This window comes from Cognatilysobacter tabacisoli (assembly GCF_003586305.1).
Classification (GTDB): domain Bacteria; phylum Pseudomonadota; class Gammaproteobacteria; order Xanthomonadales; family Xanthomonadaceae; genus Cognatilysobacter_A; species Cognatilysobacter_A tabacisoli.
Map to the genome: position 1 here is coordinate 1,403,819 of NZ_QXJI01000001.1, position 18,524 is coordinate 1,422,342.

16 protein-coding genes and 1 tRNA gene are annotated in these 18,524 nt (G+C 68.0%); 4 read left to right on the top strand and 13 right to left on the bottom strand.

Annotation, left to right across the window (positions count from 1 at the left end; all coding sequences use genetic code 11):
- Positions 1-55: 55 nt before the first annotated feature.
- On the bottom strand, positions 56-2,086 hold the full coding sequence (gene uvrB, locus D3A60_RS11065) for an excinuclease ABC subunit UvrB (protein WP_119718708.1): 2,031 nt from the start codon (positions 2,084-2,086) through the stop codon (positions 56-58).
- A 149-nt stretch (positions 2,087-2,235) separates the two neighbouring features.
- Here uvrB and D3A60_RS11070 point away from each other — a divergent pair, with 149 nt between their 5' ends.
- Complete coding sequence (locus tag D3A60_RS11070) at positions 2,236-2,778, top strand: GspH/FimT family protein (RefSeq protein WP_119719088.1); 543 nt, start codon at positions 2,236-2,238, stop codon at positions 2,776-2,778.
- 189 nt (positions 2,779-2,967) lie between these two features.
- Here D3A60_RS11070 and D3A60_RS11075 read toward each other — a convergent pair.
- The 5 genes from D3A60_RS11075 to D3A60_RS11095 all read right to left on the bottom strand — a co-directional run bounded on the left by D3A60_RS11075 (position 2,968) and on the right by D3A60_RS11095 (position 8,503).
- A tRNA-Asn gene (locus D3A60_RS11075) sits at positions 2,968-3,044 on the bottom strand.
- Between the two features lie 50 nt (positions 3,045-3,094).
- Entirely contained in the window at positions 3,095-5,554 is a 2,460-nt protein-coding gene (locus D3A60_RS11080; protein ID WP_119718709.1) for a type IV pilus modification PilV family protein, read from the bottom strand.
- A gap of 15 nt (positions 5,555-5,569) precedes the next feature.
- A complete protein-coding gene (locus D3A60_RS11085; protein ID WP_119718710.1) occupies positions 5,570-7,276 on the bottom strand; it encodes a hypothetical protein in 1,707 nt (568 codons plus the stop codon).
- A gap of 19 nt (positions 7,277-7,295) precedes the next feature.
- Positions 7,296-7,889, bottom strand: a complete 594-nt coding sequence (locus D3A60_RS11090) for a PilW family protein (RefSeq protein WP_119718711.1) — start codon at positions 7,887-7,889, stop codon at positions 7,296-7,298.
- Positions 7,880-8,503, bottom strand: a complete 624-nt coding sequence (locus D3A60_RS11095) for a GspH/FimT family pseudopilin (RefSeq protein ID WP_119718712.1) — start codon at positions 8,501-8,503, stop codon at positions 7,880-7,882. Before D3A60_RS11095 ends, D3A60_RS11090 begins: the two co-directional genes overlap by 10 nt.
- Positions 8,504-8,609: 106 nt before the next feature.
- Here D3A60_RS11095 and D3A60_RS14775 point away from each other — a divergent pair, with 106 nt between their 5' ends.
- Positions 8,610-9,008, top strand: a complete 399-nt coding sequence (locus D3A60_RS14775) for a type IV pilin protein (RefSeq protein WP_119718713.1) — start codon at positions 8,610-8,612, stop codon at positions 9,006-9,008.
- A 12-nt stretch (positions 9,009-9,020) separates the two neighbouring features.
- Here the strand turns inward: D3A60_RS14775 and ppnN are convergent, their stop codons facing one another.
- The 5 genes from ppnN to grxD all read right to left on the bottom strand — a co-directional run bounded on the left by ppnN (position 9,021) and on the right by grxD (position 15,685).
- Positions 9,021-10,400: a nucleotide 5'-monophosphate nucleosidase PpnN gene (gene ppnN, locus D3A60_RS11105; protein WP_119718714.1), complete on the bottom strand. Its 1,380-nt coding sequence runs from the start codon at positions 10,398-10,400 to the stop codon at positions 9,021-9,023.
- Positions 10,401-10,519: 119 nt separating this feature from the next.
- A complete protein-coding gene (locus D3A60_RS11110) occupies positions 10,520-13,732 on the bottom strand; it encodes a TonB-dependent receptor (protein ID WP_119718715.1) in 3,213 nt (1,070 codons plus the stop codon).
- Positions 13,733-13,991: 259 nt separating this feature from the next.
- Positions 13,992-14,588, bottom strand: coding sequence for a YhgN family NAAT transporter (locus tag D3A60_RS11115; protein ID WP_119718716.1), 597 nt, complete (start codon positions 14,586-14,588; stop codon positions 13,992-13,994).
- Positions 14,589-14,612: 24 nt separating this feature from the next.
- Complete coding sequence (locus D3A60_RS11120; RefSeq protein WP_407062781.1) at positions 14,613-15,347, bottom strand: SDR family NAD(P)-dependent oxidoreductase; 735 nt, start codon at positions 15,345-15,347, stop codon at positions 14,613-14,615.
- Between the two features lie 14 nt (positions 15,348-15,361).
- The gene (grxD, locus tag D3A60_RS11125; protein WP_119718718.1) at positions 15,362-15,685 is read right to left on the bottom strand and encodes a Grx4 family monothiol glutaredoxin; all 324 of its coding nucleotides are present in this window, start codon (positions 15,683-15,685) and stop codon (positions 15,362-15,364) included.
- A 157-nt stretch (positions 15,686-15,842) separates the two neighbouring features.
- Here grxD and sodB point away from each other — a divergent pair, with 157 nt between their 5' ends.
- Positions 15,843-16,421 carry a superoxide dismutase [Fe] gene (gene sodB, locus D3A60_RS11130; protein ID WP_119718719.1) on the top strand — a complete coding sequence of 193 codons (579 nt, stop codon included), beginning with the start codon at positions 15,843-15,845 and terminating at the stop codon, positions 16,419-16,421.
- A gap of 80 nt (positions 16,422-16,501) precedes the next feature.
- Here the strand turns inward: sodB and D3A60_RS11135 are convergent, their stop codons facing one another.
- Together D3A60_RS11135 and purE are read right to left on the bottom strand one after the other, a co-directional pair.
- Positions 16,502-17,650: a 5-(carboxyamino)imidazole ribonucleotide synthase gene (locus D3A60_RS11135; protein ID WP_119718720.1), complete on the bottom strand. Its 1,149-nt coding sequence runs from the start codon at positions 17,648-17,650 to the stop codon at positions 16,502-16,504.
- A complete protein-coding gene (gene purE, locus D3A60_RS11140; protein ID WP_119718721.1) occupies positions 17,647-18,189 on the bottom strand; it encodes a 5-(carboxyamino)imidazole ribonucleotide mutase in 543 nt (180 codons plus the stop codon). Before purE ends, D3A60_RS11135 begins: the two co-directional genes overlap by 4 nt.
- Before the next feature lie 62 nt (positions 18,190-18,251).
- On the opposite strand from purE, the gene D3A60_RS11145 reads away from it, so the two are divergent.
- Positions 18,252-18,521: a Trm112 family protein gene (locus D3A60_RS11145; protein WP_119718722.1), complete on the top strand. Its 270-nt coding sequence runs from the start codon at positions 18,252-18,254 to the stop codon at positions 18,519-18,521.
- Positions 18,522-18,524: the final 3 nt, after the last annotated feature.

Here is an 18,524-nt window from a genome sequence, read left to right on the forward strand (position 1 = left end):
GGCCGCGCGGCCGGCAACCGGTCCGGCGGCGATTCTCGCGCCGCCGTTCGCCCGGTTAGGACGCCAGCCCGGCGTCCTTGAGCTTGCGCAGTTCATCGCGCACCGCGGCCGCCTCCTCGAACTCCAGGTCGCGCGCGTGCTGGTACATCTTCTGTTCCAGCGCCTTGATCCGCGACGCGATTTCCCCCGCCGACAGGCTGCGGTAGTCGGTCGTCGCCTCGGCCACCTTCCGCCCCTTGCCGCGCCCCTTGCCGGATTCCGGCTCGGCGCGCGCGCCCTCGAACACGTCGGCCATCGACCGCACCACCGACACCGGGGTGATGCCGTGCTCGGCGTTGTACTCGACCTGCTTCTGCCGGCGCCGGTCGGTCTCCTCGATCGCGCGCTGCATCGAGTTGGTGATGCGGTCGGCGTACAGGATCGCCTTGCCGCGCACGTTGCGCGCCGCGCGGCCGATGGTCTGGATCAGCGAGCCGGCCGAACGCAGGAAGCCCTCCTTGTCGGCGTCGAGGATCGCGACCAGCGACACCTCCGGCATGTCCAGGCCCTCGCGTAGCAGGTTGATGCCCACCAGCACGTCGAACACGCCCAAGCGAAGGTCGCGGATGATCTCGACGCGCTCGACCGTCTCGATGTCGCTGTGCAGGTAGCGGACCTTGACCCCGTGCTCGCCGAGGTACTCGGTCAGGTTCTCGGCCATGCGCTTGGTCAGCGTGGTGATCAGCACCCGGTCGCCCGCGGCGACGCGCTGGGTGATCTCGCCGAGCACGTCGTCGACCTGGGTTGCGACCGGACGGATCTCGACCTCCGGATCGATCAGGCCGGTGGGCCGCACCACCAGCTCCACGACCTGCCCTTCCGACTTCTGCAACTCGTACGGGCCGGGCGTCGCGGAGACGAAGATCGCGCGCGGCGAGCGGCCCTCCCATTCCTCGAACTTCAGCGGCCGGTTGTCCAGCGCCGACGGCAGGCGGAAGCCGAACTCGACGAGTGTTTCCTTGCGCGAGCGGTCGCCCTTGTACATCGCGCCGACCTGCGGGACGGTCACGTGGGATTCGTCGCAGACCAGCAGCGCGTCCGGCGGCAGGTAGTCGAACAGGCACGGCGGCGGCTCGCCCGGCATGTGCCCGGTCAGGTGCCGCGAGTAGTTCTCGATGCCGTTGCAGTAGCCGACCTCGGCCAGCATCTCAAGGTCGAACTGGGTGCGCTGGGCCAGCCGCTGCGCCTCGACGAGCTTGTTGGCCGCGTACAGCTGCTCCAGCCGCACCCGCAGCTCGTCCTTGATCGCGTTGATCGCCTCGAGCACCGTGCGGCGCGTGGTGACGTAGTGCGACTTCGGATAGATCGTGTAGCGCTGCAGCTTGCGCAGGCTCTCGCCGGTCAGCGGATCGAACGCGGTCACCGATTCGATCTCGCCGTCGAACAGCTCGATCCGCACGGCCTCGGCGTCGCTCTCGGCCGGGTGTACGTCGATGACCTCGCCGCGCACGCGGTACGTGCCGCGGCGCAGCTCGGTGTCGTTGCGGCTGTACTGCATTTCGGTCAGGCGCCGGATCAGTTCGCGCTGGTCGATCCGCTCGCCGCGGACCATGTGCAGCACCATGCGGAAATATTCGTTCGGATCGCCCAGGCCGTAGATGGCGGACACGGTGCACACGATGATCGTGTCGCGACGTTCGAGCAGCGCCTTGGTCGCCGACAGGCGCATCTGCTCAATGTGCTCGTTGACCGAACTGTCCTTGTCGATGAACGTGTCCGACGACGGGATGTATGCCTCGGGCTGGTAGTAGTCGTAGTAGCTGACGAAGTACTCGACGGCGTTGTGCGGGAAGAACGCCTTGAACTCGCCGTACAGCTGTGCCGCCAGCGTCTTGTTCGGCGCCATGACCAGCGTCGGCTTCTGCACCGCCTGGACCACGTTGGCGATCGTGTACGTCTTGCCCGACCCGGTCACGCCGAGCAGCGTCTGGTGCGCCAGCCCGGCCTCGAAGCCCTGGATCAGGCGCTCGATCGCCTGCGGCTGGTCGCCCGCGGGCGAGTACGGCGCGATGAGCTGGAAACCGGAGGGCGCGACGGAGTCGTTCATGCGGGCACCGGAAACGGGATCGGACAGTGTAGCCGGGGCCGATTTCACGGGTTGAGACGGGCTTTTCCTACCGCCCGGGGCGCCGCCGCCCGATGCCTGGGCCCGGACCCGGCTCGTAGGCTGGACACTCCCCTCAAGGAGGTCGCGCCATGCGCCGCAAGGAACGCGGATTCAGCCTGATCGAAGCCCTTATCGCCCTGGCCGCCGCAGCGCTCCTGCTCGCCGTCGCGGTGCCGGCGTGGTCCGCCGCCAGCGCCAAGGCCCACACGACGGCCGCCAAGGCCAGCATGGCGACCACCGTCCTCGACGCCGTCCGCCACTCCACCGTTACGGCAACCGAAGTCGTCGTCTGTCCCAGCGCGGACGGCGTGGCATGCGCCACCACCACGCGCTGGGAAGACGGCTGGCTGGCATTCGCCGATCGCGACGGCAATCGCAGGCCCGGGCCCGGCGAAACCCGGCTCCGCCATGCGGGCCCGCTCACCGGCGCGATCCGCATGCGTTCCACCAGCGGCCGGACCCGGCTGGTGTTCCAGCCCCACGGCGGCAACGCCGGCTCGAACGTCACGTTCACCCTGTGCGACGGCCGCGGGTCGCGGCACGCGACCACGCTGGTGCTCTCCAACGGCGGCAATATGCGCCAAGGGATTCCGACCCAGAACGCCGCGCTGGCCTGCGTGCACGGGGACTAGCGCTGGGAAAAGGCGGCCCACCACGTCGCCCTCCCCCTTGGACCTCAGGAGCTGTTCCCGGCTGCCGACAGCTGAGCCGGCCGCGACTGGTCGCTCCCCAAGGCAGCGACAGGTGCAATCGGTCCGCCTATGCCGACCTGGACTGGGCAAAGAAAAAGGGCTGCGATCTCTCGCAGCCCTTCTCGAATCTGGCGCCCGAAGTTGGACTCGAACCAACGACCCCCTGATTAACAGTCAAGTGCTCTAACCGGCTGAGCTATTCGGGCGGGGGCGCAAATGATGCCTTTGCGCCCGCCGGCCGTCAACAATATCCGGGCTACTCCCAAGGATAGATCCAGTCGATCTTCCGGAAGGTGTATGGATTATTGCCGTTCTTCTGGGCAGTGCAACTTCCGATCCGCGCGGGGATCGACGCGCCCTCGGTGAACGTCAGCGACACGACGCCGTCCGGCGGAATCAGCGCAAAGTTGATCTGGGTGGCCTCGCGAATCGTGCCCTCCGTGCCGGTCGCCACGGAAATGCTGGTTGCGGGGACACCGCCTACGCTCGCGGCCGTGACGTTGAAGTTGCGGTAGTACTGCCTCGGAATCACTTCCGTCACCGTCACGTCGTCGTTGCCGCTCTTGCACGTCGCGGTCACCGAGACGCTCTCCGATCCCAGGATGTAGTAGCGCAGCGCCGTCACGGCGCCCGCCACGTTGAGGGCTGGCACGTTCAGGCAGGCATAGTCGTTCGGGTTGTAATCCCCCGCCGCGACATCCAGCGAGCCGCCACAGAACCCTTGCGCTGCGGACGCGGCCCAGTTGACCTGCGGGTCGTTGCTGGTGTCCTCGTCGGACGTCTGCGGCAGACCCGTCAGACCCACCCAGAAGCGCGACGACCCGCCGGTATTGCCGGTTGCCGTCACCCGGAACTGCTGGCGATCCGTCGCCCGCAGATTGGCAGGCACCGTCGCCGGGTCGTCGAGAGTCCAGATGCTGTCGTCAAGCGGATCGACACCCCGCGGAAGCACGGCGACACCGGAGTTGGACGGCGTCACGCGCGCAATCGCGTAGGCGGTGTCGGTGTTGTTGGCATTCGTCAGGGCGTTCGTCCGCCCGCGGTAGGGCTGGGCCGCATTGAACGTCAGCGCGCTCGCGGTCTCGACACGAAGCACCGACGCGTTGTCCTGGAATGCGCTCCCCTGCAGGGCCTGCGCCTTCCAGAATGAAAGCTCGGTCAGGTTGATCGTGGTGAACGGGATGTACGGCAACGCGCACTCGATGTTGTTGCCGCTCGGACAGTTGGAGGGCAGCAGAGCGGTGGCAATGCGGTCGCGCGCGGCCTGATTGAGGTAATCGACGTACAGGCCGCGCAGATGGTGGTACCGCTCGTCCGTCGCCTGGTTGGTGGGCCGCCGGATCGCCAGCTCTGCCGGTGCATTCAAGCCCGCGTTGTCGTACAGAGTGGATGCGGCCGCAAGATCGACGGTCCAGTTCGAGCTACGAAGTCCGGTCAGGTTCGTGCTCAGGAAGTCCTTCACGAAGCCATTGATGCCGCTACCGCGGTTACCGCCGTATGCATCCGCCGCTGCCGTCGTCGGTATGCCGCTGGTGGCGGGGTCCGGGCTCCCAGAGGCGTTGGTCGTCGCCAGCAGGCCCGCGTACCGCGTGTACAGGTCCGCAGCGGTGCGCCAGAGGCCATCGACACGGATCATGCGACACGCCTCGCGGTACGTCCCGTTGGCGGCCGCGGGCACGATTACGAGGTTGCCCTGGTTATCGCGGTTGTAGTGGGTGTGCGCGAGCGTCTCTCCCGTGACTGCACCGCGTTCGGGATCGAACTTCGCCACGCCGGGCGACGCCGTGTCATGGTGATCGCGGCAGCACTCCGTGCAGAGCGCGCTCTGCGAAACGCCGGACGCCGGCCCGGCTGCCAGCGCCGCAAGCGCCGTTCCTGGCGGCTGGGTACTGGCGTTGTCGGGCTTGTAGAGCTCGTACCGCGCGCCGGTCCAGACCGCAGGCCACTGCGCCTGTCGATAGATCAGCGGCAGGCTGTTGCCTCCAGCCCCGTACTGGCAGGTGCAGCCGATGACCGTCGTTTCGACACGCCGCTGGATACGTGCCGTATTGGAGCTCTCGTTCGTGTAGGTCAGGACGTCGAACTTCGTACCGATGACCGACGAGTTGTTGCCTTGGCTCAGCAGTTCTGGGCGAGGATTCGTCGCGGCCGTCGAGTCGGTCGCGCTAACCGCGATCGGAATCATGCCGGGCACGGCGGGATTGGCGGTCCGCACGATGGGCGCCTTGCCGCTGTCTCCCGACAGCTCCTTGTCGACCAGGGTGTCAGACGCATCGAGCGCCGTCGGACTCAGGACGCTGTCCATGGTGAGCGTCCGCGCGTTGCCGGAGGCATCCGTCCATGCTGCTGCCACCCGCACGACCTTGTAGCGCGCATCCGTCGCACCGGCGAGTACATTCTCGGTGACTGTCTGAGTGATGGTCAGTCCCGAAATTGCCGCATCCGTCTGGGCCGCGCACACCTCGTTGGTCCCGACACAGGCCAGCGCACCAGCGCTGGCCGCAGACGCATAGCCTTGCGCCCGCATCTGGTCCATGCGGCTGCTGACCAGCGCCGCAACGCGCGAGCGCGCCTTGCTGTCCGCAGCGCTGCGCGTGAGGTTCGCCTGCAATGCGGCCAGCGCCAGCAGGCCAGTCGACAGCACCACGACCGCGATCATGACTTCGATCAACGAGAAGCCTTGCTGGCGGACGAACTGGCGATTGAAAGTGCGCATGTCCGTGCTCCGTAATCAGTAGCTGATGCGTTCGTCGGACCAGCCGCCGGGAACGCCCGAGAACCGCTGGTTCGCCGGATCGTTGGTCAGGTTGATCAGCACGTCGGCGTTGTAGACGATCGCCGCGGTGCCGTTGGCTTTGTCGATCTGCCCCTGCACGACCACCGAGCCGTAGACCGTCGCGCCGGCATTCATGTCCAGCGTGGCGTTGCCGCCGTTCTGCACTTCAGTAGCCGACATCACGTAGCCCGATGCGGGCGTGATCGTCAGCGCGCCGGCCTTGCTGCGAAGCAGGATCAAGCCGAACACGCGCCCCTGGATCCGTGCCGCGCCATCAATGACGAGCAGGACCGGCCGCGACGGCGTGCCCACCTGCTGGTTGGAGCCGATGTCGCAGCCTGTCTGGCACCAGACGAGGCCGGAGGCAGCGCTCGACAGGTAGGCCGATGTCGCGACCTGGGAGGCATTGAGGAGGTTCGCCGCCGTGGTTTCCGCGCTTGGGATCACTCTCAGCGCATTCTTGAAGAGGAAGGCCTCATCGACCCCCATCGTCGTCAGCACGCCCGTGTTCGGGTTCTTGTACTGGGTGAGCAGCTTGGTTTCGCAGAAGAAGTCGCCATCCGCATCATTCCAGGCCTTCACGCCGAACACGAACTCGAACAGGTCGCACGGGAACTCGCTCGGCACGACGTCGATGTTCACGCCCTTGCCCGCAACCGTACCGTCGATCTGACCGTCGATGTCGAGGATGTCGATGCCCTCGTCCTGCTTGTTGCCCGACTTGTCGTACGACAGCGAGCTGTCCGGCGCCAGGTCGCACTGGCAGTCGTCGCACACGACGATCCCGTCCTCGATCGTGGGCGTCACGCTGCCCTTGGTGAAGCGCGTGAACTCGTCGAAGTAACAGGTGTTCGGCGTACCCGTCTTGGTCAGGTCCTTGCGGGTCCAGACCGACACGGGGACGCCAGCGCCGCCGGCATTCGGGTTCGTCACGATCTGCAGGCCGCCGGTGACGTCGACGCTGCCCGACGCAACGACGGGCGGTTTGCCCGGCAGGTTGTTGAGGATGCTGAAGGCGCCGACCGTCTGGGTCAGCGTCACGCGCGCGTTCTCATCGGGCAGGCTGCCGACGCTGACGAACGTCAGGATGCTGGTGGGCGACGTATCCGCCGGGTCGTCGGTGCAGACGGTCGGCTCGGCGTCATCATCCTTGTAGGCGACGCGGCACAGCACGGGGGCGACGCCGTAGCGCGCGACGAAGCCGTTGCCGGTCGTGGTCACGGCAGGCGTGATCGGCAGCATCCGCGTCTCCCAGCCCGTCACGCTTCCGTTCCCGTCGAAATCGAAGCCGCCGCCTCGCCAGTAGTACATGGAGGAGCGGCGCGCCACGTTGACGGTGACGACGTTGCCGCCCGCGTCCGTGGTCTGGACGTTCGAGTTCGGCACGATCGCCCCGCACGGGAACGTGGTGTCCGCGTCGGTACAGCGCTCCCAGTTGCCCGCGGTGCCGATTGCGCCCGCGTTCTGGCGCAGGTACTCCATGCCTTCCGCCAGGCCCGCCTCGGCGACCTCCGTCACCAGCTTGCTGCGCAGGTCGTTGCCGGAACTGCGCTGCTCGAACAGGCCAACGTTGAGCGCGAACAGCGTCATGACGCTTGCGAGTAGCAGCAGCACGACCACGACGATGAGGACGTTACCGCTTTGACGGATGCGACTGGACATGGGGTGCCCCTCGGTGCGACTACGGGGTGACGGCCGCGGAGCGCGGCCAGATCGTGCGGGTAAGGGTGCGCTGGGTGCTGGCGTTGTCGGTCGAAAGGTGGCCGGACATCGCCACGTTCACTGAGCCGTCGGCGCCTCCCGTCATGACGACGCTGTCGAGCACCAACTCGTCGCTGTTCAGCGCCGAGCCCGTGCCGCACGCAACCGGAGCGGTGGTGCTGGTGCCCAGCAGGAGGTCGCCGTTGCTGAACGTAAACGTGCGGAACTGACCGGTGCCCGCCGCGGCGTCGCAGCGATAGCCCACCCGCAGGCAGGTGGCGCTCGCCACCGGCGCGATGTCGCACTCCGAGGCCGCTGCCCCACCCATGCCGACATTGGCCAGAGGATCCGTCAAGCCACGCGCGCGGCGCATCTCGAGCGTCATGATGTCCGCCAGCGAACGCAGCTCCTGCGTGAGCCGGGTGGCCTGGATGGTCTCGTTGTTCGATTGCATGATCGAAACGACCAGCGCAAGCACCGCGCCGGTCACGATCAGGCCGACGACCAGCGCGATCATCATCTCGATCAGGGTCACGCCCGCCTGGTGGCGGGCCATCGGCGTCATCAGCTGCATGAGTCGAACCCCGCCATGGCCGGCTGGCCGCTCGGCACGCACAGCGTCGCGCGACCCAGTTGGGAGACATCGAGCTGCAGCGTGTACTTGCCGCTCGGCGACGTCAGCGACGTCGAAGCGGTCGTGCCCAGCGGGCTCAGTCCACCGCTGCGGCTGCTGAAAATCAGGTTGGCCGGCGCCGTACCGATCGACACGCCGGCGAAATCGGCAGCATCGAAGACCAGCGGCCGGTTCGCGTCCATCGTGCAGGTGGCCGGGGCGGTGCAGTCGCAGGCCTCCGAACCGACGACGCTCATGCCCGGGGTCGCCGGCTCCGGCTTCGCCTTCGCGCCCACGCACCAGGCCGCGCCCGAGCCGCCGAACGACACGGCGACATCGCGGTTGCGCATGACCGATTCGGCGCGCGCGCTCGCAAGCAGCGTGACGACTTCATCGGCAGCCCCGCGAAGGCGGTAGCGCTCGAAGAAGTCGGTGAACGAGGGAGCGGCCAGGGTCAGCATCACCGCAAGCACGGCAACGACGACCAGCAGCTCGATCAGGGTGAAGCCTCGGGAGCGGTGCACGGCAACCTCCGTTGTTACGCAACGCAATCCTAGACAGGCTTCCGGCAGCAAGTAACGCCCCCCCCGACGACCGGGCAGGCCGTGGGGACGGGCGGTGGCGCTGCGCGGGTGGCGCTGGCTACGATGTGCCCACAGTCACGCAGCCGCGAGTCAGGGGATGGCCATGCGCAGGGAAGTTGTCGGTTTCACGCTGATCGAATTGATGATCGTCGTCGCCGTGGTCGCGATCCTTGCGGCGATTGCGGTGCCTGCCTACAACGAGCAGGTGCGCAAGAGCCGGCGATCGGATGCGGTTTCGGCCGCGGGCCAGTATCAATTGGCCATGGAGCGATGGCGCGCCGACCACCCCAGCTATGCGAATGACTCGAGTGGCGATCCCTATCCGGCTACGCCTACGAGTGCGTTCTACACGTTTACTCCGAGCAACGTCACTCCCACCTCATACACCCTCACGGCGGCCCCCCAAGGTGCGCAGACCGGGGACCGCTGTGGCAACCTGACGGCGACTCAGAACCTGACGACCAAGCCGCAGTGGGCGACAGCGGCCTGTAACTGACGAGGGTGTGGCCTACGCCACCACCCGATAGCACGGCCGGTATTCGCCGGCGATCTTCATTCGGCGCTGGGCGACGAACGCGCGCAACAGCGCGTCGAGCGATTCCATCATGTCGGGCGCACCGTGGATCTCGAACGGGCCATGCGCTTCGATTCGGCGCATGCCGTCTTCCTTGACGTTGCCGGCAACGATTCCGGAGAACGCGCGACGCAGGTCGGCGGCCAGCTCGTGCGGCGCGCGGCCGTGGTGGAGGTTGAGCGACGCCATCGCCTCGTGGGTGGGCACGAACGGCTGCTGGAACGCCAGCGGGATGTCGATCGACCAGTTGAAGTAGAACGAGTCCTTCTGGGCGATGCGGTGCTCGCGCACTTTGCGGATACCGGTGGACATCCGCTTGGCGACCGTCGCCGGATCGCCCACGATGATCTCGTAGCGCGAGGTGGCCGCTTCACCCAGCGTGAGGCGGATGAAGCGGTCGATCTGCTCGAAGTATGCGGCCGAGGCCGTCGGTCCGGTCAGGATCAGCGGGAACGGCAGGCCGGCGTTTTCCTCGCGCAGCAGGATGCCGAGCAGGTACAGGATCTCTTCCGCGGTGCCGACGCCTCCGGGGAAGACGATGATGCCGTGACCCATGCGCACGAACGCTTCGAGCCGCTTCTCGATGTCCGGCATGATGACCAAGTGGTTGACGATCGGGTTCGGCGATTCGGCCGCGATGATCCCCGGCTCGGTGATGCCGATGTAGCGCGTGCGGCGGCGGCGCTGCTTGGCGTGCGCGATGGTCGCGCCCTTCATCGGCCCCTTCATCGCGCCCGGGCCGCAGCCGGTGCAGATGTCCAGGCCACGCAGCCCCAGCTCGTAGCCGACCTGCTTGGTGTAGACGTACTCGTCGCGTGAGATCGAGTGGCCGCCCCAGCACACGACCAGGTTCGGTTCGGTCGGGTGCAGGATCCGCGCGTTGCGCAGCAGGCCGAACACCGCGTCGGTGATCCCGTCCGTGCTGGCCAGGTCGCGCCCGCCGTCCTCGCCCAGCTCGATCGCCGTGTAGGCCAGGTCGCGCACCACGGCGAACAGCAGCTCGGCCACGCCGCGGATCAGTTCCCCATCGACGAAGGCCATCGCCGGCGCGTGCACGAGGTCGATGCGCACCCCGCGATCCTGCTGGTGCACTTCGATGTCGAAGTCCGGGTACAGCTCCCGCGCTGCGCGCGGGTCGTCGGAGGCGCTGCCGCTGGTCAGGACCGCCAGCGCGCAGCGGCGCAGCAGGTCGTGCATGCCGGTCGACGCATCGCGCAGGCGCGCGACCTCGTCCCGCGACAGGACGTCGAGGCCGCCGCGCGGGTACAGGCGCGCGTTGACGGTCGGCAGATGGGTATCGATGTGTGCGGTCATTCCGTTGCTCTTCTTCTGTTCGTTCGTGTCTTCGCGGGCGACTGTATCGCAGTGGGCGCCGCCAAAGAAAACGGCCGGGTTTCCCCGGCCGTTCCCATGTTCCGGATCGTTGGCGCAGATCAGAACTTGTAGCGGAAACCCACCTGCAGCGACCAGCGCGAGATGCCGCGGTCGTCGTAGATGCGGGTGGTGTCCGGCGTGTTGAAGCGGTAGACGTACTTGCCGGTCGCCGGGTCGATGCCGCCGTACTCGACGACGCCGAAGCTGCCCGGGAACGCGACCTCCTCGATCTTGCCCCAATCCTTGTTGATCAGGTTGCCGACGTTGAGGATGTCCAGCCAAATCTCGGACTTGTGGCCCGACATGAAGCCCGGCAGCTCCTGCGAGATGCGCATGTCGAACTGGTTCACCCACGGGGCGCGGGCGCCGTTGCGCTCGGCCACGCGGCCGCGGTTCGCGCTCAGGTACTCGTCACCGTTGACGTAGTTCCAGAACGCGGCCTCTTCGGCCGGCGAGCCGAACAGCACGTCGCCCGGACCGGTCGGGATGTACAGCAGGTCGTTGCCCGCACGGTTGTCGCCGTTGGCGTCGTTGTCGAACACGTAGCTGTACGGACGGCCCGAGCGGCCCTCATAGAACATCGAGGCGGTGGTGTTGTAGTTGCCGAAGAAGGCGTGCTTCCAGCTGATCGCCGCGGTGAAGCGGTCGCGGATCTCGTACGACGAGCGCGCGGCCACGTTCTCGTTCGGGTTGAACGTGTTCGCGTTGCCCCACTGCGAGCCGGACGTCGAGCTGGTCAGCGCGCTGGCCTCGGTGGCGTTGGTGTACGTGTATGCCAGCAGCCAGGTCCAGTCGCTGTCGCCGAACGGCTTGTTGAGCGAGAACGTGAGCTGCTGCGACTCGCCCTTGTTGGTCGGACGCGCGATCAGCAGGTCGTTGAACGCGGTGTTGCGCAGCGCGCGACCGCTGGCGCCGCCCGACGCGGTGCCGGCCTGGTTGAAGTTGGCGCGGTTGTAGCCGGCGGTGTTCCAGTACAGCAGGCGACCGTCCTGGCCGACGCGGGTCGGGCCACCCAGGTTCAGCTGCTCGTAGTAGATGCCTTCCTTGACCGAGGTCAGCACCAGCTCGGTGGCGGCAACGACGCCCCACCACGGCAGCTCGGTGTCGAACGCGAGGTTGGCCTTCCACACGGACGGCTGGCCCAGCGCCGGGTCGACGAAGTCGACCGACTGCGTGCCGGCGCGGGCGCCGGGCGGGATCAGGTTGATCTGGTCGGCGCGGTCCGGGTCGAAGCAGCGCGGCTGGGCGATCGTACCGCCCGGGCACGGGCCGGCCAGGCCGGTCGAGAAGAAGTAGTCGGTGTAGCCGAAGCCGGTGTTGGTGAACGGATTCGACAGCCACACGTTCGCCGACGCGCCCTGGAACAGGCCGACGCCGCCGCGCAGCTGGCTCGGGCGATCGCTGTCGAAGGTGTAGTTGAAGCCGAAGCGCGGCTGCACCAGGTCGTTGCCGTCGATCGTCGCGCTGTTGTCGAACCCGGTGAACGTCGACGCGGCGGCGTTGTAGGTCGGCTCGCTGTCGACCATCGGCTTGTCATAGCGCAGGCCGAAGGTCAGGGTCAGGTTGCTGTTGACCGCCCAGGTGTCCTGCACGAACACGCCGAGGTTCTTCAGGCCCCAGATCGCGGCCATGTTGTCGAGGTTGCCGTTGGCCGGATAGAACAGCTGGTAGCGGCTCGGGCGGCCGTTCTCGAAGTCGGCGATGCTGTTGAACGTGTACGCACCATTGATGCGACGGCCGAACAGGTTGTAGATGTCGTTGTCTTCGTAGTCGAAGCCGAACTTCATCGTGTGGTCGCCGAGGAACAGGTTGCCGGCGAAGAACGCGTTGAGCGTCTCGGTCTCGAGGATGTTGGCGTGCGTGTTCTCTTCGGTACCGAAGTTCAGGAAGTTGTTGCCGATGCGGACCGAGATGGCCGGCAGGTCGCCCTTCGGCGTACGCACGGCCGAATAGTCGCGGCGGGAGATCTTCGCTTCGGTCGAGAAGCTGTCGGTCCAGTCGCTGAACAGCTGCGCGGTGTAGGTGTCGAACTCGAAGTCGCGCTGGTAGTCGTAGGTGCTCAGCGCGATGTTGGTGCCGCTGAAGCCCGGGAACACCGCCACGCTCTGGTCGGACGTGCCATAGCGCACGCTCAGGCGCTGGCTGTCGGTGATGTTCCAGTCGATCTTGAGGCCGTACTCCTCGCTGGTCGTGTCGGCGCCGCCGACGCCGAAGCTGCCGGCGTCGAAACCGTAGCCCGACGCCGCCGTGCGCACGCGCTGGATGTCGGCGTCGGTGATGCCGACGATGTTCGACGCGCCGGAGCCGACCGGGCCGAACGTCGGGCCCGGGGCGCCGAGTTCGCTCTTCTCGTAGTTGAAGAAGAAGAACAGCTTGTCCTTGATCAGCGGGCCGCCGACGGTCAGGCCGTAGGTGGTGTCGTCCTCGAAGCCCGAGAAGTCGGTGCCGTTCTCGTTCTTGCGGACCATCGAGTTGTCGCGGTACAGGCCGTACACCGAGCCGCGGAACTGGTTGGTGCCGGACTTGGTGACCGCGTTGATCACGCCGCCGGTGCCGCCGGAGATGGTGACGTCATAGTTGGCGACGTCGACCGAGATTTCGTCGATGGCGTCCATCGAGAACGGCTGCTTCGGCGTCGGCAGGCCGTTGGACTCCAGGCCGAAGCTGTCGTTGGTGCTGATGCCGTCGACGCGGATCGCGTTGTAGCGCGGGTTCTGGCCGCCGACCGAAATCTCGTTGCGCGACTTGTCGGTCTGCGACACGCGCGGGTCGAGGCGGGCGTAGTCCTGCAGGTTCCGCTCGATCGACGGGAAGGCGTCGATCTGCTCGCGGGTCACGTTGCTGCCGGCGCCGATCTTGGTGGCGCTGAACACTTCCGAGCCGCCGTAGGCGATGGCCTGGACCGACTCGAGCGTGGTCACGTCGTTGCGCAGGGCGACGTCGACTTCGTTGACCTTGTCGAGGTTGAGGTAGACACCTTCCTGCGCGGCGGTGCCGGCGCCGGCCTTGGTGCTGGTGATCGTGTACGGACCGCCGACGCGCAGGCCGCGGGCGTTGTACCGACCGTCCGCACCGGTGACGGCGCGGCTCACCGTGCCGGACTCGGTGTGCACGATGGTGACTTCAGCGCCAGCCACCGGCTGGCCGTCGGCGCCGACGACGCGACCGGCAACGCCGGCGGAGGTCTGCTGCGCGAACACCGGTGCGGTGGCAAGAGCGGCGAGGAGTCCCAGCGTGAGCTTGGACATCCGGACACGATTCGGGTGGGTCATTGCGAAGGCCTCGGTGCGTGGAATGCATTAGCCGGCACGACCGCGCATCCGGCCCCACCGACGATCTGGAATTGCCCCTGACCCGGCCGGCATGCGTCGCCCCCGGGTTAACAGCAGTTTAACAGCCTAGGCCCCGGATGTTGCAGGTCTGTGACGTCTGACAAATTCCTGAGACCTGTCTCGTTTAGCCCGCAGGGCCTTCCCTTGCCCCGGGGCCGCTTGCACGCCCCTGGGTTCACTGCCCGCCGACCAGCGGGCCTCAGGGCGGCGATATCTGCAGGTAGGTGCCCAGCCCGTCGAGGAACATCTGCACCGAGATGGCGACCAGCAGCATGCCCATCAGCCGCTCGACCGCGGTCAGGACGCGGGTGCCGAGCCACTTGTAGAGGAAGGTGGCTGAAAACAGGATCGCCGCGGTCGCGCCCCACGCGATCAGCAGGGCCAAGCTCCAGTCGCCCAGCCGATCCGGGTCCTTGCTGCCCATCAGCATCACCGCCGCCATCCCGGACGGGCCGGCCACCAGCGGGATTGCCATCGGCACGATGAAGGGCTCACCGTCCGGGATCTCGCCCATCAACCCTTCCGGCGGCGGGAAGATCATCCGGATGCCAATCAGGAACAGCACGATGCCGCCGGCGATCGACACCGATTCCTGGCGCAGGTGCATCAGCTCGAGCGCGTACTTGCCGGCCCACAGGAACAGCATCAGCACGCCGAGTGCGATCAGCAGCTCGCGGGCGATGATGATCCGCTGCCGGCGCGCCGGCAGCCCGCGCAGCAGGCTCAGGAACACCGGCACGTTGCCGAGCGGGTCCAGGATCAGGAACAGCAGCAGGGCGGCCGAGGCGATGGTCATGGCGGGTCCGTTCGGGGCAGCCGCTCAGGGCGCCGGGGTCCAGATCTGGCCGCGGTGCTCCCGACCGGCGGCCGACAGCAGGCGGACGCAGGCCGGCGCATAGAGTGCCGCGTCGCGGGCGCTGCGATCGGCGTCGTCGGCATACGCGCGCGCGCGCAGCGGCGTGCGCATGGGGCCCGGACGCAGGCCGGCGACGCGCACGGTGGAGTTGGCCAGCTCAGCATGCAGGGTCGACACCAGGCCGGCCAGCCCGTGGTGCGCCACGCCGTAGCCGCCCCAGTACGCGCGCCCGACCCGCTCGGGGTCGTCGACGGTGAACACCACGGCCGCATCCGGTGCGCGCGACAGCAGGGGCAGCAGCGCCTGCGTCAGCCACCACGGGGCGGTCAGGTTGACGTGCACGGCCCGCGCGAACGCGGCCGGGTCGGTCTGCAGCAGGGGGGTCAGTCCGGCGAAGTCGGCGGCGCAGTGCAGCAGGCCGTCGAGGCGGCCGAGCTCGGCGTCGATGCGCGAGGCGAGCTCGGCGTAGTCGTCGGCCGATGCGCCCTCGAGGTCCAATGGATAGAGCAGCGGCTCCGAACCGTTCGCCGCGATCGCGTCGTAAACCCGGTTCAACTTCGCAACCTTGCGACCGAGCAGGACCACGGTGGCGCCGGCGCCGGCGCTGGCTTGGGCCGCGGCCGAGCCCAGCCCGCCGTTGGCGCCGGTGACCAGCACCACGCGGCCGGCCAGCGGCCGAGGGGCGTCGGATGCGCCCATCGCGACCTCGGCCATTACTGCGTCTGGGTCTCGCTGATCATCCGCGCCAGCTCGCCGGATTCGAACAGCTCCATCGTGATGTCGCAGCCGCCGATCAGCTCGCCGTGGATGAAGAGCTGCGGGAACGTCGGCCAGTTCGAGTAGCGCGGCAGGTTGGCGCGGATCTCCGGGTCCTCCAGCACGTTGATCGTGTGCAGCTGGGTGGCACCGGCCGCCTTCAGCGCCTGCACCGAGCGGCTTGAGAAGCCGCACATCGGGAACTGCGCGGTGCCCTTCATGAACAACACGATCGGATGGCTCTCGACTTCCGCCTGGATCCGCTCAAGCACAGACGACATGGAACGCTCCTGCAATGACGCGTTGCGCCGGCTTCGACGCGGCGCGACGGGGTGTGGGGATAGAATGCCCATTGTAAGCCTTCTCCCAGCGCAGCCGCGGGTCACCGGCCCGCTCCAGCGCTCCCCCGTAACGCTCCGGACCGCCAAGGAACCCGACATGGCCATCGAACTGCCCGCCCTGCCCTACGACCGCACCGCCCTCGAGCCGCACATCTCGGGCGAAACGATCGACTTCCACTACGGCAAGCACCACCAGGCCTATGTGACCAACCTCAACAACATGATCGGCGGCACCGAGTTCGCCGACATGCCGCTCGAGGACATCATCCGCAAGTCGCAGGGCGGCATCTTCAACAACGCCGCGCAGATCTGGAACCACACGTTCTACTGGAACTGCCTGAAGCCCAACGGCGGCGGCGAGCCGACCGGCAAGCTGGCCGACGCCATCAACAAGGCGTTCGGCGATTTCGCCAAGTTCAAGGAAGAGTTCACCAAGGTCACCGTCGGCACGTTCGGCTCGGGCTGGGGCTGGCTGGTGCAGCGCCCGGACGGCTCGCTGGCGCTGGTCAGCACGTCGAACGCGGCCACGCCGCTGACCGGCGACGACACCCCGCTGCTGACCTGCGACGTGTGGGAGCACGCGTACTACATCGACTACCGCAACGCGCGGCCGAAGTACGTCGAGTCGTTCTGGAACCTGGTCAACTGGGACTTCGTTGCGTCGAACATGCGCTGATCGCGCACGGCGACCGACAGCAAAACGGCCGGGGCAACCCCGGCCGTTTTGCTTTGCGCGATCCGCCCGTTCCCCGGTGGCTAGCGGCCAGCCGCCAATGCGGCAATCACCGGCGCGACCTGGTCCGCTCGCCGCAGGCCGGCGCCCACCCGCCCAAGCGCGTCCGCCAGATCCCGCGGGCGGTCCGCGCGCAACGTAGCGTGCCCGACCTTGCGCCCGTCGCGCGGCGACTTGCCGTAGTCGTGCCAGTGGCCACCGGGCTCGCGCAGCACCGGAGCCGGGTCCGGCATAGACCCAACCCAGTTCAGCATGCAGGCGTGGCCGATCGCCGCGGTGTCGCCGAGCGGCAGCCCGAGCACCGCGCGCAGGTGGTTCTGGAACTGGCTGGTCTGCGCGCCTTCGATCGTCCAGTGCCCGGAGTTGTGCACGCGCGGGGCCAGCTCGTTCGCCAGCAGCACGCCGTCGCGGCAGAACAGCTCCAGCGCGAACACGCCGACGTAGTCGAGGGACTCCGCCAGCGCGCGGGCATGCGCTTGCGCAGACGCGGCGAGCGACGCGTCGACCCGCGCCGGCGCCAGGCTGGCGGACAGCACGCCGTCGACGTGCCAGTTCTCGGTCAGCGGCCAGGTGCGCAGCTCGCCATCGCGGCCGCGCACGGCGACCACCGACAGCTCGCGCTCGAACGGCACGAACGCCTCGAGGATCAGCCCGACCGTCGCCGCCTGCGCGCCGAGCGCGTCCCACGCCGCGACGGCATCGTCGGCCGTGCGAATCCGGAACTGGCCCTTGCCGTCGTAGCCCAGGCGCCGGGTCTTGAGGATGCACGGCGTGCCGATGGCGGCGATCGCGGCGTCGAGGCCCTCGCGCGTATCGATCGCGGCGAACTCGGGGACCGGAATGCCGAGCTCCCGGAACAGCGTCTTTTCCGCCAGCCGGTCCTGCGCGATCGCCAGCGCGCGCGGGTTCGGGAACACCGACACCCGCTCGCTGAGCCACTGCGCCGACTCGGCCGGCACGTTCTCGAAATCGAAGGTCGCCACGTCGACGCGCGAAGCGAACTCCGCCAGCGCCGTCTCGTCGCGGTAGTCGCCGATCACCATCGGCGCGAACTGGCCCGCGCAGGCATCGGCGACGTTGTCCATCACCAGGAAGCGAAGGCCGAGCGGCGCGCCCGCCAGCGCCATCATCCGGGCGAGCTGGCCGCCCCCGAGGATGCCGACGGTGGTCACGCGGGGCTGCCCGGCTGCGGCACGCGTGGGTCGTCGTGCGCGAGCACGTCGTCGGTCTGACGCTTGCGGAAAGCGGCCAGCGCAGCGGCGATCGCCGGGTGGTCGTGCGCCAGCAGCGACGCGGCGAACAGGCCGGCATTGGCCGCGCCGGCCGTGCCGATGGCGAACGTCGCCACTGGAATGCCCGCGGGCATCTGCACGATCGACAGCAGCGAATCCATGCCGTTGAGCGCCTTGCTCTGCACCGGCACGCCCAGCACCGGGATTGCGGTCTTGGCCGCCAGCATGCCCGGCAGGTGCGCCGCGCCGCCGGCGCCGGCGATGATCGCGCGCAGTCCGCGCGCGGCCGCCGATTCGGCATAGTCGAACAGCAGGTCGGGCGTGCGGTGGGCCGACACGACGCGCACCTCGTGCGGCACGCCGAGCGCGTCGAGCCGGGCCGCCGCGTGCTGCATCGTGTCCCAGTCCGAACGCGAGCCCATGACGATGCCGACGAGCGGCTCGGCCGAGCCGTGAGAACCGGAAGCGGGTGCGGACATTGGTGGCCCTTTGGCGCAAAGCCGTATTCTAGCGCCCTGCCCCACGACCCCGGCACGGCCCCATGGATCGCAAGCTGCTCGACCTGCTCGTCTGCCCCCTCACCCGCCAGTCGCTTTCGCTGCTCGACACGCGCGGCCTGGAGGCGGTCAACGCCGCGATCGCGGCCGGCGGCGTGGTCCGCGGCGACGGCAGCCCGCAGGCCGACGCGATCGCCGAAGCGCTCGTTACGCGCGATCGCAAGACCGTCTACCGGGTGGACGACGGCATCCCGGTGCTGCTCGGCGAGGATGCGATCGCGACCGCGCAGATCGACGGCTTTCCGTCGGCGTGAGCG